This window comes from Chryseobacterium sp. 2987, assembly GCF_031456375.1.
GTDB classification, from domain to species: domain Bacteria; phylum Bacteroidota; class Bacteroidia; order Flavobacteriales; family Weeksellaceae; genus Chryseobacterium; species Chryseobacterium vaccae.
In genome coordinates this window covers 325533-338721 of record NZ_JAVDUN010000001.1, presented here as the reverse complement: position 1 = coordinate 338721, position 13189 = coordinate 325533, and the positions used below count along the sequence as shown (strand labels likewise).

General features: G+C 34.2%; 11 protein-coding genes and 1 pseudogene. 5 read left to right on the top strand and 7 right to left on the bottom strand.

The window, feature by feature from the left end:
* Positions 1-30 precede the first annotated feature (30 nt).
* Entirely contained in the window at positions 31-2526 is a 2496-nt protein-coding gene (locus J2Y40_RS01650; protein WP_309996191.1) for a prolyl oligopeptidase family serine peptidase, read from the top strand.
* Positions 2527-2543: 17 nt separating this feature from the next.
* Here the strand turns inward: J2Y40_RS01650 and J2Y40_RS01645 are convergent, their stop codons facing one another.
* The 6 genes and pseudogenes from J2Y40_RS01645 to J2Y40_RS01625 form a co-directional block, all read right to left on the bottom strand.
* On the bottom strand, positions 2544-2798 hold the full coding sequence (locus J2Y40_RS01645) for a DUF6520 family protein (protein ID WP_309996188.1): 255 nt from the start codon (positions 2796-2798) through the stop codon (positions 2544-2546).
* Positions 2799-2913: 115 nt separating this feature from the next.
* Complete coding sequence (locus J2Y40_RS01640; RefSeq protein WP_309996185.1) at positions 2914-3939, bottom strand: hypothetical protein; 1026 nt, start codon at positions 3937-3939, stop codon at positions 2914-2916.
* A gap of 75 nt (positions 3940-4014) precedes the next feature.
* Positions 4015-4404: pseudogene (locus tag J2Y40_RS23945) on the bottom strand (MauE/DoxX family redox-associated membrane protein); the annotation flags it as partial.
* A gap of 138 nt (positions 4405-4542) precedes the next feature.
* Positions 4543-5310, bottom strand: coding sequence for a helix-turn-helix domain-containing protein (locus J2Y40_RS01635; RefSeq protein ID WP_309996183.1), 768 nt, complete (start codon positions 5308-5310; stop codon positions 4543-4545).
* 367 nt (positions 5311-5677) lie between these two features.
* Positions 5678-7711, bottom strand: a complete 2034-nt coding sequence (mobC, locus tag J2Y40_RS01630; RefSeq protein WP_309996180.1) for a conjugal transfer protein MobC — start codon at positions 7709-7711, stop codon at positions 5678-5680.
* A gap of 333 nt (positions 7712-8044) precedes the next feature.
* Positions 8045-8482 carry a DUF1896 family protein gene (locus tag J2Y40_RS01625; RefSeq protein ID WP_309996177.1) on the bottom strand — a complete coding sequence of 146 codons (438 nt, stop codon included), beginning with the start codon at positions 8480-8482 and terminating at the stop codon, positions 8045-8047.
* A gap of 198 nt (positions 8483-8680) precedes the next feature.
* Between J2Y40_RS01625 and J2Y40_RS01620 the strand changes: the two genes are divergently transcribed.
* Positions 8681-8857 carry a histone H1 gene (locus tag J2Y40_RS01620; RefSeq protein WP_309996174.1) on the top strand — a complete coding sequence of 59 codons (177 nt, stop codon included), beginning with the start codon at positions 8681-8683 and terminating at the stop codon, positions 8855-8857.
* 105 nt (positions 8858-8962) lie between these two features.
* Here J2Y40_RS01620 and J2Y40_RS01615 read toward each other — a convergent pair whose 3' ends face one another.
* Positions 8963-9214: a hypothetical protein gene (locus J2Y40_RS01615; protein WP_309996172.1), complete on the bottom strand. Its 252-nt coding sequence runs from the start codon at positions 9212-9214 to the stop codon at positions 8963-8965.
* 254 nt (positions 9215-9468) lie between these two features.
* Here J2Y40_RS01615 and J2Y40_RS01610 point away from each other — a divergent pair, with 254 nt between their 5' ends.
* From J2Y40_RS01610 to J2Y40_RS01600, 3 genes are all read left to right on the top strand, one after another.
* Entirely contained in the window at positions 9469-11217 is a 1749-nt protein-coding gene (locus tag J2Y40_RS01610; protein ID WP_309996169.1) for a helix-turn-helix domain-containing protein, read from the top strand.
* Positions 11218-11308: 91 nt separating this feature from the next.
* Positions 11309-11896: a sigma-70 family RNA polymerase sigma factor gene (locus tag J2Y40_RS01605; protein ID WP_309996166.1), complete on the top strand. Its 588-nt coding sequence runs from the start codon at positions 11309-11311 to the stop codon at positions 11894-11896.
* A gap of 62 nt (positions 11897-11958) precedes the next feature.
* On the top strand, positions 11959-13101 hold the full coding sequence (locus J2Y40_RS01600) for a FecR domain-containing protein (protein ID WP_309996163.1): 1143 nt from the start codon (positions 11959-11961) through the stop codon (positions 13099-13101).
* Positions 13102-13189: the final 88 nt, after the last annotated feature.

Below are 13189 nucleotides of genomic sequence, written 5' to 3'. Positions count from 1 at the left end.
AATAATATTTTGAAATTATTGTTGCTGCTAATGGGATACCTACTAATACCCGCTCAAAAACACGAAGACACTATAAACAGTTGGAGGACTAAGTTTGCTACTCTTGGCAATGCAATATATAAATCAAACAATGCAAACTGGATTGGTGTCCATAAAATCAGCAAACAAAATGGCGACAGTATTTTTGTGATAAGCACGGATAACCGATCACAAAAGGTCTACAGAATGATGAATTCTCAACTTACTTTTTTAAATGAGGATGGAGTATTGGGAAAACAAGGGCAAAAAGCAATATTCCTTAATATCAAAACTGGTAAAACCTTCGAATTTGACAGTGTAATAAAGTCTTATGCCTTGGAACAGAATAACAGATATGGATTCTTATTTAAAGATAATCGTCTTAGATTCTATGATATTTCTGGGAAGCCCCTTCTCGAAATTAATAATGTTGATGATTTGGATGCAACTGATTCTAAAAACAAATTGTACATAAGTAAAATATGTGAAGGTAAATTACAAATTGTAGAAACCTCGGGTGTTGCACAAAAGATTGTTTACTCAACGGAAGATAAGATACGCAAAATGGAACTTACCTCACGGGGAAAATACTTGGTAATTACAGAAACAATACTAAACAATGATAGTGATAGGTTAGTAATATTGGATACCAAAAATTCTGGTAAAAAGTTGCTGGAACTGAATATACCTAAAAAATCCATAGTGAAGCTCTCAGAAATACAAGAAGACAAAGCGCTCCTGATCAGTGCAAGAGCCAGTGCAGCAGCAGAGAAAGATTCAATTGTCGAAATCTGGTATGGTAATGACCCTTACGTAAATGAGCATTATAAAAAGTTTGCGGTGCGCCAATACTGGATCTGGCATCCAAAAAATGGTAAACTTAAAAGAATAGCAGCGTTGGACAATATGGAAATAAATTCGCTTAACAATGACCGCTATTTCCTTAAATACATTCCAAGAAAAGGACATAATTACATTACAAGCGAGCCAGAACTTAACGGGGCCCAACTGTTCGACATCGTAAATAACACCAGTTTTAATTTAGGAGATCTTAAGGCCATAACACAGCTATCAAGAGGAACAAGCAGAAATAGTAGGGTAAGTTCAGAGATTTTTTGTTCAGTGGATGGAAAATGGTTCTTAGCCAGTCATGATGGTGTTAAATGGATTTTATTTAGCAGCGATGGGGCAAAAAAAGTTTTGATTGATAAAACGGGACTGTCACAACCTGTATACTCACGGGATGGAAGCAATATTTACTTCGAAAGCAATGACGGACTCTGGTTGTATAATATCAGAAAACAACAATTATCAGCCCTGCAAGTTGGAAAAGGCAAAACGACCAAGATCCTGAATTTTACATTAAAGTGGAATGATCAATATAAATCCGCAATCCCGTTCTTTCAAACAGAAAAAATCTTGGTTGAAATCTATGACCAAGAAGAAAATATGGTGTCCTATTCTCTATTAAATCAGGGAAAATGGTTTCAGGTTATACCGCCAACTAAAAATAGGATTAACGGTAAATATTTCATTTATGATCCAGGAATGACATCTTTTTACACGCTAGAGGAGAATTATAATTTACCACCAGCCCTGTACAAATACAATGGAGCAGGACAAAAGCATTTTGTTTTCAATGGAAATAATACCGATCATGAAGCGAAAAGAATTAAACAGCAAATTTATAGCTATTCCGCCGTGGGAAAAAATCTAAAAGGGATATTATACTATCCAATAAATTTTAGTCCCTCTAAGATTTACCCTATGATAGTTAATATTTATGAATTACAGAGACAGATATCCAATGAATATCTGTCGCCAAATAATTTAATGCCCGTAGGTATTCACATTCGAACTTTGTTAGAACAAGGTTACTTTGTCTATCTACCGGATATTGCCTATGGTCCAAAGGGAACAGGATTATCTGCAATGGATTGTGTTAACAATGCTTTAGATGCCGTCCTCAATAATGCAAATATTAACCCAGCTAAAATAGGTTTAATAGGACATTCTCATGGAGGCTATGAAACTAACTTTATTGCTACACACTCAGATCGTTTTGCTACCTATGTATCCGGAGCGGGAAATAGTGATATAATCAGATCCTATTACTCCTATAATCTTCAATTTGGTAAACCTTTCTACTTTCAGTTTGAAACCGGTCAGTATGATATGGGGACTTCAATTTCAGAGAATAAAAAGCTCTATTTGAAAAATAATCCGATCTTAAATGTTGACAAAGTAAATGCCCCAATATTACTGTGGGCAGGAAAAAAGGATGAGAACATACAATGGGATCAGGTGATCGAATTTTATATGGGATTAAGACGTTATAAGAAGAACGTTATAGCGTTGTTTTATCCAAAAGGAGGACATGATCTCGTATTTGAACCTGTGGAGGCTGAAGATAGGAATAGAAAGATATTACAATGGTGGGACTATTTTTTGAAAGACATCACGAATGTTCCCTGGATAAACAAACAGATGAAGGAGGATGCACATTAGCATCCTCCTTCTTTAATTTAATTGATACTTCTGTGAAGTTCAAATGAACAAGTTGTTTCATCAGGGCTTTGGAATTTGTACAACTTGTTAACTCCATCGTCATTCAAAGTACAAATAACACCGCCTAATTCATTACATTCCTGTTCAACTACTTCGCATTGGCTTCCGTTTATACGGTAAGTAGGCATCGCTTTGGAGCTTAACTTATTGCTAGCATATGCACCACCAAGTCCCATTGCTACAATAAGACCCGGTAAAAGTAATTTTTTCATGGCATCATAATTTAATTGGTTACTGCCTAATCTGTTACAGGATTTTCGGCTAATTTCCTTTTTTTTCTCCATTATTTACAAACTGCTCCCTGAGCAGCTTGATTCGCTGTGTGTTCTACTTAAAAGCACCTTCCCGTATTCTGTACCGCTGAAGTTCATTTCCAACTAGCACATATAGATACCGCCCGTCAGTGATCATCGAAGACATCGCTTTGCCTTTCTTATTACGAATATAGAAGCTTCCTATGTACCGTTGCTCATCTGTCCTGTAAACATCAATGATCGATGAAGTTTTCCACGAACTCGAAGGCTCATGCTTTCCTTTTAAATTCGAACGGTTAAAAATAAAATCCTTATATAAGTTAAAACCTTTGTTCACACTGAAAGATGGAGCATTCATCTTTGTGCTTCCATCTGAAAGCTTTTTTACAGCTATATTGGCAGTTTTAGTCGTATCTATCGTATTGAACCTGTTCGCAACACGCAAGTGGCTATCCATCACAATATATTGGTTCCGATAATAGTATGTGTAAACAACCTTACCTGTCTCAGGTTCCGTAGCCAATAGCCCATCTACATCAAAAACACCGTCTATCTGCTTTTCCAGAATTGTAGGTTTTAATTCCGTCTTAGGATTCTTCATAAGATCCAGTAACGCAATTGTATACTGTTTGTCGGCTCTTTTCTGCGTTCTTAAAGCGAATTTCATCGAATCCAAAACGGTCAGTTGATTGAAAAAAGCATCTCCATAGCTGATCGTCTGCGCGATAGAATCACCAAGCTTACCTCTATAGATAATAGGGATATTTCCATCGTACAAATAATAATGCGGATATTTAACTTTTAGCTGTACATTTCTAAACGGATGGTCAATATTATCTAAACTAATCTTAGTACGACCCAGGGCTTGCAATCCGGTATCGATTTCCGTAATGAATAGTGGTGTTGTCGGATTGCCCAGATATATTTTGCCGTTTGCTATTCCTGCAAAATAGTAGGAGTTCACGCCCAGCTTATATACCTTATCATCAAAAATAGGATGTTGTAAGAAACGCCGTGTAAAGTTGTTTTCTTTTTTAATGATATGTTCTGAACTGAAAAACAGTACTATTACTACTCCACTACTTGCAATAACGGTCATAAATGAATTCGATAGGGGCCAAGTTAATTTTTTGTTGGGATTATCTATTCTATACTGATAAACGATGGCCGAAAATACGAGGATCACAATTACAATATTAAAAAGTAAATGTTCCCACCAGCCTAATTTCTCCAAAATCCCACCACAAGAGCACGGAACGAAATCACTATAGTTCAGAATTATATAGATATAAATAGTGAATGCAGACATTAATCCCAAAGAACCATATAACCCAATTTTTTTTATGTCTGGAAGAATCAGTATTATCGCTAATACCAATTCAATAATAATAACAGCATACGATATAAGTCCAGCATAAGCACTTAACAATGGAGATTGTGCCAATTGAACCTGGAAATTCTCAAAATCCAAAACTTTGCTAGCTGCCGCATAAAAAAACAGAAAAGCAGTTAAGTAACAGACAGTTCTTACAAAATATTTATTTATGAATCCTAGAGCTTTCATAACCATTGGCATTGATTATGTCAAAGTTCGATCTAAAGATTTTGTAAAAAAATACCCCTAACATTTAAACGAATACCCAAAATATAGAATCGTAGACCCAAAGCATATGATCATATACCCATAACATACCATCTGTACCTAATAATAATTTAAGGAAGCTAATAATGGTATTTCATTAAAAGGAATACCATATCGGAGAAAAGCTTTGGACATTGTGGCATAAGTCTGAAAACCATTTCTAAAAGCAATTTCTTTTTTGCTTAATCGGGTAAATATTATATCACAGGTCGCTTCCATTATTTTCTTTTTCAATACAAACGAATAGAACGTGTCCCCGAAAAAAATCTTGCAGTCCTTTTGAAAGTGATTGTAGTTATATCCTTTTTCTGCCACAAGATCTTGGACAAATTCTCTTTTATCTGTATTGAATGATTCCAATATGTCCTTAAGATACATTACCTCGGGTGGAATATTCCTGATAAGGCCTTTGGGTATAAATACATCGACAACATGTAAGTGTCCAGTCTTTTTATTTTCATTTCTTGCTAAACCTGCAACAAGATGTAGATGCTCACCATCTGCATATCGCAAATGGACCGGTAATATCTTAGCGGAAGATAGATCCTGGTTTTTAAGCTCCTTTAATATTTCCATAACAGTCCGATTACTGCTACTTGGATTATCCAGATCATAATGTTCAATAATATCCTCTTTGAATGTGCCTATGGCCAAAAAACTAAATTTCCGGCAAAAATCCAGATAAAAGTCTGACACACGGTGCAGTTGTTGAGACAGCATCATCGGATCAGCAACTTCTATCGCAGATTTCACGAAATTCAATGTCGAAAACATGGTGATATTTCGTTGAATAATGGTATCGATGAGCGAAATAACGTATAAGTTCATATTTCTTCTCCTTTCCATAAAAGTCAGTCCAGCTGAGAAAACTAAACTATCGGTAGTTTTTATCTGTAGCTGTAAATTAATACATTCTATTTATAAAAGGAAATGATTAGTAACTATATAATGAAATATTTGCAATAAAACCTTAATTTGATATCGCTTTACAACATGCTTAAAATATGTTTGTAACAAAATTTGCAGTCATAATGGTTGTAAATAAAGACAAGTATTCGTTTTTGGACTAGATAAATCATAGATTTATATCTAAATGGAACAGGTGATAAATTTCATTATTTAAATAATTATTATTCTGCATTTTGACGCAAAAGTAGATTAAACAATACCGTCTGAAGGTCAACTAAAGGCTTTATCATGAATCTTTTTCTTCTTCTTTTTTGTTATCTTTTTCTTTATTAATTAAATGAGATAGATTAGGATCGTTCTCAATTCGCTGCATTTCGGTCTCTATTATTGAAACTATATCTGCCTTTATCTGCTTATAGTTCGCATCAACTTGCTCCTTCATGGTATCACTACCCTTTTCATCAATAAAAGAAATAATCTCAGGTATCTTTTTATAAGCCTTTGTTTCAATTGCAATTTTTTCATTGTCCATTACAATTTCAGCATGAAAAATTTTCTGTGCGATGCGTTCATCAAAATTATCTGATACTGCGCCGACGAACATTCCTTGCGTGAGTGTAGAAATCTTCGATGCAGGTATCAAACTATCCAATTGAGTTGAAATAGATGTTGATTTATCATTTCGGTTGATGGTCATACTTTGACGTTTCTGTAAAACCTTACCGAAACGCTCAGAAAGGTTTTTGGCAGTTTCACCAACAACCTGGCCAGAGAAAATATTACCTACTGTATTTTGTATCACCTTACTTTCCTTATCGCCATAATCCCTTGTCAATTGTGAATAATCCTGAAAACCCAAGCATACTGCCACCTTATTGCTTCTAGCAGTAGCAATAAGGTTATCCAGCCCTCTGAAATAAATAGTTGGCAATTCGTCAATGATAACCGAACTCTTTAATTGGCCCTTTTTATTGATAAGTTTTACAATTCTTGAATTATACAATCCCAATGCTGCGGAATAAATATTTTGTCTGTCAGGGTTATTCCCGACACATAGAATTTTAGGCTCTTTGGGATTATTAATGTCTAAAGAAAAATCATCGCCGGTCATAACCCAGTACAACTGCGGTGAAATCATTCTTGATAATGGAATCTTTGCTGAGGCGATTTGGCCTTGCAACTGATCTTGCGCACCACCCTGCCAGGCATCCATAAATGGCGAAAGATAATTTTCAAGCTCCGGGTAGGAAGTAAGTATTGTAAATACTTCTTCATATTTTTTATTCAATAGCTCAATAGCGTGTGGAAAAGTACAATATTTTCCGTTTTCGTAAATCTTAAGGTACCAGATGATGGCAGCAAGTAAAATTATTGGAGATTCAACAAAAAAATCCCCTTGCTTGGTTATCCAGCTTTTGTTTAGGTTGAGCATAATAGTGTAAGCAGCTTCATACGCGTCAGAGATATCTGTCATAAAAGCAGAGCTAAGCGGATTACAACGGTGGCTGCGCCGGGGATCGTCAAAATTGATGACGTAAAATTTTGGTTTTATCTTATACCTATTGCTATGTTTCAGTAAATGGTTATAAGCGATGGTAGAAAGATCATCGAACTTGAAATCGTAGATGTACATCGCAAAGCCCTTTTCAATATGCTGTTTGATATAGTTATTTACGATGGCATAGCTTTTTCCCGAACCAGGTGTCCCTAGTACGATTGTGGCCCGAAAAGGGTTGACCACATTGATCCAGCCGGGATTCCATTTGCCTTTGTAATAAAACTTAGTGGGAAGGTTGATGGAATATTCATTTTGCATCAATTGGGTTTCTTGCTGAAAACTTTCATTCTCATTATTGAATACATCATCCATCAGATTATTTTTTAATAATCTGCTGAGCCATATACCACCGACCATCAAAGAAATAAAGCCTGTGCTGGTTGTCAATATGTATAAAAAGGCTCCTGTTTCAGGAGAGAGCAATAGTAAGGATGTGTTCATAAAGAATAGAATAAACCCTGCTATTAGAACTGTATTTATCTTTGACCATGTAATTTTTTCGTTCTTAACACCCTGAGTTCCTAGGCAGCTCAACGCAAGAAGTAGAAACGAAAATGCTTTAGTATATAGGGTATGCGAAAAGAGGCCGCATGTCCGTTGGAAGTTGCTTAAAATACGGCTAATCACCTCTATGGTCCAACCTTTATCTGCGAATGCACTATAACAGAACCAATAAAAGTGCATAAGCACCAAAATGATGCTCACCGCTCTCATAAATCCTACAATTTTGGCTAATCCTCTTAAATCATCCTCTCCTTGCATATCAAATAGTTTATGTGCAAGCGAAAGTATTTATGTTGTTTATTAGGTGGTTAATTTGACCTCAATATGCTGTTGAAGGTAGTCTTTGGCGCTCTGCATTAGTAAAAGTTTGAGAGTTGGGCTCCAATCTTTCCAATGATATTTTGTTCTTTTCGAATTAGAAAAGTGAAGATTTTTTCATAAAATATTATCTTTTATAGGAGCTGTATTGTAAATTTTCGACACTCCCATTATAGGGATCTAAAAAGTAAAAAACTGCTGTTAATCTAAAAAATTAACAGCAGTTCTTCTCTCGTTTTTCAGTAGTTGCAGGATCTTTTTGTGGAGTTCAGATTATGAATCTGAATTACTTTTTATCCAGTCCCAAATGTACTCTTTTAGATCTTGATAAAGATTGTCATAGGAAGTACTGTATTCAAAGTCATCAGTAAGATCATACTTGTTAAAAATATGATCACAGATATCAAGCATTTTTAGCGCAAAAGGTCTTAATTCTTCATCCATTAAAAACATATCAAACTCGTATGAGACAACTTGAAAAATAGCATTGAACTTTGAAAAATAGAGATTTTCAAAAAGAATGGAATTTGCAATCTTTTCAGCCTCTTCTTCTGTGTTTTTTCCTTGTTTTGCATCGTCATAAGCGTTGTATGCATAATTTGAGCGTTTGGTAATAAATGTTGAATCATAAGCTTTTTCCGGGAAGCTGGAATCGAGTAACTCTTGCAGATTATTTTTAAAAAAGGCAAGATCTTTCTGTGTTGTATCCATATAAATAAAAATTTGTGGTTTTTCATGGATAAACTTACTAAATCAGATTTATGGTCGTTTTTTATTGGCATTTATTAGCGCTTGCTGGCCGGAATTGTCCGTTTAGTTAGCATTCAGTAGATAAATATCGAAAGTCCGCCGTTTGGAAACCTAAATTGATATATACTATATTTGCGACTGAAATTAAATTTTTTTAACATGAAAGAATTACTAGAAAGCATTACTGCTCAATTTGAATCTTTTAAAACTGACGCAGAACTTCAAACGGAAAAAGGAAACAAAGCAGCTGGAACAAGAGCCAGAAAAAGTTCTTTGGCCTTAGAAAAACTAATGAAAGAATTTAGAAAAAATTCGTTGGAAGACGCTAAAAAGTAACAAATCAATTATCCTCCGAGCGGAGGATAATTTCTTTTTGTATACACAAATCTAACTTTTCTAAATCTTTTGAAAGTCTCCAAAGCTCTAATTGATCCTATGCTTTTAATACTTCGTTTTCCATTGTCCTCCATTTTTAGGCGGTGGGTCAATATACTCTGTTTCTTCATTAACCAATTCGCCTGAATCTGACTGCTGCAAACTGTCCGCATTTTTTTTGCTTTCAATAGCCGTTTTTTTTATTTCATACTTATCGTCGTTGATTGGATTCTCATCCTGTTGTCTACAGGAATTAATAACTACAATAACCGCTAAAATTGTAGTTATTGGGAAAATAATTGAGATAAACTTTTTCATTACTAAAATTTTTAAAAGGTTTATCCCCCGGGGGTTAAAAGAATTCTTGATCCGAAATTAATGGACTTTTTTTCGTTTGGAAACAGTTATATGTCTCCATTCTAGAATCGTTACGTAATTTTTCTAGAAAATGAACATTTGTAACTTTTTACGAATCAATATTTTAGAGTAATAAATGACTTTGTTTAAATAAATTAAACCAAAAGTTAATATTTGATTCAAATTATTTATTTTTATAATTAAACCACACTAGTATGAAAAATTTTCCCAAATTATATCTGCTTCTTTTTTTGATTGTTTTTATCTCATCTCTAAAAGGGCAAGCAAAAGAGCAGTATAGTGACTACTATATTTTACGTGAGAATTATAGGGGGCTTTCGGAGAATGATACGAATGCCTTGGAATCTATACAACACTATATAGCCAAAGCTAAAAAGGAAAAGAACTATCAACAATTAATACAGGGCTATTTGGATGGAATATTATATTCATCATCTCCAGCTCAGAAATTGAAATTTGCGGATAGTACAATTTACGCATCAAAGTTTACCTGTGATAATCAGAAAATCAGCGCTGCATATCTTGAGAAAGGTGTTGTTTACTATTTTCATTTCAAAAATTACAAACGTGCGATGGATGAATATATGAAAGCGTATCAATATTCCAAAAAAGGGACTGATGAATTTTACGAGCACAGGCTGATTTACCTTATGGGAACGCTAAATAATTATATTGGAAAATATGATATGGCCCTGGAACAGCTTAAAGTAGCCAGTGGACATTTTGAAAATCAATCCCTAAAATCCTTGCATCCGAATTTAATATATAATAATTTAAGGGGATATTTAAATTCAATTCATCAGATGGCGGTATGTTACCGAAATTTGGGGAATTTCAGATTAGCAGATTCTCTGATAACGAAAGGAATTTCGGAAACTGCTTCGAGCAAAGAATACATGCAGGAATATGGTTACTTTCTAAAAGAGAAAGGCATTCAACAATTTAGACAGAAACAATACACTCAAGCAATCAATTCAATTAATTCTTCTATCAAAGCTATTTCAGCCGTCAATGATTTTGCATGGGTAACAGTTTGCTATTCATATATCGGTAAATCATATCACAGTCTAGGAGATAGTAAACAGGCTGTATCATTCTTTAAGAGAGCGGATTCAATTTTTAAGAAACATAACTTTATTTTCCCTGAAGTCAGAAGTAATTATGAACTGTTAATGGACTACTATAAAACTAAAAATAATGTTCATCAGCAATATTTTTATTCAACCCAATTAATCAAGGCAGACAGAACTCTTTATAAGGATTTTGATTATTTGACAACCAAAATTTCTAAAGAGTATAATCCATCAATGGATAGGGAAGCCAACAAATATTTAAGAAATGAAATTGCCCAGGGAAAATGGTCCAATTTGAAGATTACTTCTATTTGTCTTTTAGCCTTATTGATCTTAATTATTTATCAAGAACGAAAGCAAAATCGATTGGTATTAAAATATAAAAAACTGGAACATGCGCTTTTAAACAGAGATAGTGAAAATTCTATTGATAATTATGATAAACTACAAGAAGATCTTTGTCTGGACATAAAAGATGAAATAAAAGATGACATCTTAAAAAAACTGGACAGATTTGAGAAAAACGGTGAATTCATAGAATTTGGTTTAACAGCACCAAAATTGGCCCGGAAATTTGATTCAAATTCAAAATACCTTACTTTAGTCATTCTCCAATATAAGGGAATGGCTTTCAAAAATTATCTTGCTCAGTTGAGGATTTCCTATATCACGGAAAGGCTATACAATGACAGGAAATACTTAGGCTATACGCTTGAAAGTCTGGCGAACGAATGCGGCATTGGATCACGGGCCAATTTTTCTAAAAAATTTGAGGAAATAAATGGTATAAAGCCTACTGCTTTCATTCAAAAACGACTAAAAGATTTAAAATTTGTAAATGAACGGGGAACAGACAATTTCCTTATTTGACGCAACTATCGGTCTTTTTTTTATGACCTGAGCATTTAAATTTTAAAATAATCCAGATATTAGGTAATTTTATATTTAAATAGCCACCTAAATGAACAAATATGATGAAAATATGTCCCATGAAATACTCTTGCAGGGTTTGCGGAATGGGGATCAATATGCTTTTCATCAGATCTTTCAAAAGTTCCATAAAGCAATAGTTTTTTTCGCAAGCAAACTTCTATTTCCAGATACCTATTCCCAAGCAGAAGAAATTGTACAGGATATTTTTATTAAGATGTATGAGAAAAGATCTTCTTTCAAATCTTTTGAAAATATTAAAGCCTTCCTTTATATATCAACCAAAAATGCATGCTTCGATAGGATAGCTAAAGAGAAGGTGCGATTGAATCGCTTTAACAGGTATATCCAAAACTTTAGTGAATCAGAAGAAAGTATCCTTCAACATATTATCGATTCGGAACTTATTAGTCAACTGGGGGCAGAAATAGAGGCCTTACCTGAAAAATGCAGGATCATTATGAGACAGTTTTTGGATGATGATAAAACAGCCAAAGAGATTTCGGAAGATTTGGGGATTACTATAAGTACCGTCAATAATCAAAAAGCAAGAGCAATTTCGATTATTAAAAAGAGGCTTGGAAGTGCGGGAATCGCCCTTTTATTATTTTATTCATAATTTTTCGAAAATTCTTTAGAGAAAGCCATATCATTTTCCGTTTCTATCTTAAATTCAGAATTATGGAGAGGAAAGATGTATTTATCGGTTTTGAAATAGGTAGAATATTGACAAAAATTGTTCGGGAAGAACCTTTGACCGTTAATGAGCATTCAACTTTGGATTCCTGGATTAAAAAGGACGAAAACAATAGGATCTATTTTAATAATCTAAAAAATGAAAGCCAGCTGACAACTTCAATCAAACAGCTCTATCAAACAGATTCAAACCAACAATTTTATCTGATTGAACAGAAAATAAGAAAGAATAAAAAAGTAAAATTAATCCGTTCAATAAGTATTGCAGCCGGATTGATAACAATTTTAAGTACTGGATTATGGTTCTTTTATAATAATACTGAAAACAATACAATAGAAACAACTTTGGTAAGCAATGATGTATTGCCAGGTTCAAATAAAGCAACAATTACATTTTCTGACGGTAAAGCTATCGAATTAAAAGACGTTGATGGAATTAAAATATCATCTCGGGGAATTACCTACACTGATGGCCATGAAGTAAGCAGTTCTGAAAATCACAATTCCGCTATTTTGAAAACACCTCGCGGCGGTCAATACCAAATTACCCTTTCAGATGGGACTAAAGTCTGGTTAAACGCCGGGTCTTCATTAGAATATCCAATGAAGTTTACTGCTAATAGAGAAGTAAAATTAAATGGTGAGGCATACTTTGAAGTCTATCATGATCCGAAGCATCCCTTTATCGTAAAAACAGATATCCAGCAAATAAAAGTGCTTGGAACAATTTTTAATATTCGTGCCTATGAAAATAACCAGTACACAACTCTAGTACAGGGAAGTGTAGAAGTTAAAGCGAATGGCTCTACATCTACAAGAAAAATGAAGCCAAATGAACAGGCTATAATAAATAATTATAGCCTTTCTATTCAAAAAGTTGATGCTATGGAATTTGTTGCATGGAAAGAGGGCTTGATCAGCTCCAGTAGTATCTCTCTTGTTGATCTTTCACAAGAAATAGAAAGATGGTATGATGTTGATTTCAAATTCCTCCCAAATTTTAGAAATGAAGAAAGTGCTTATTTAACCATAAACAAAAATGAGAAGCTCTCTTCAGTTCTGAAGGTTATCGAAAAAACTTATGGCGTAAAAGCCACAATTCAAGGAAAGGAGGTGCTCATCAGATAAGAACGTTTCATATGTTTATGCCCGTAGTTCTTTAGAATATACCGTCCCGAGGTCCAGTCGGGACGGCTGCGGGTTTTTAAAAATTAAT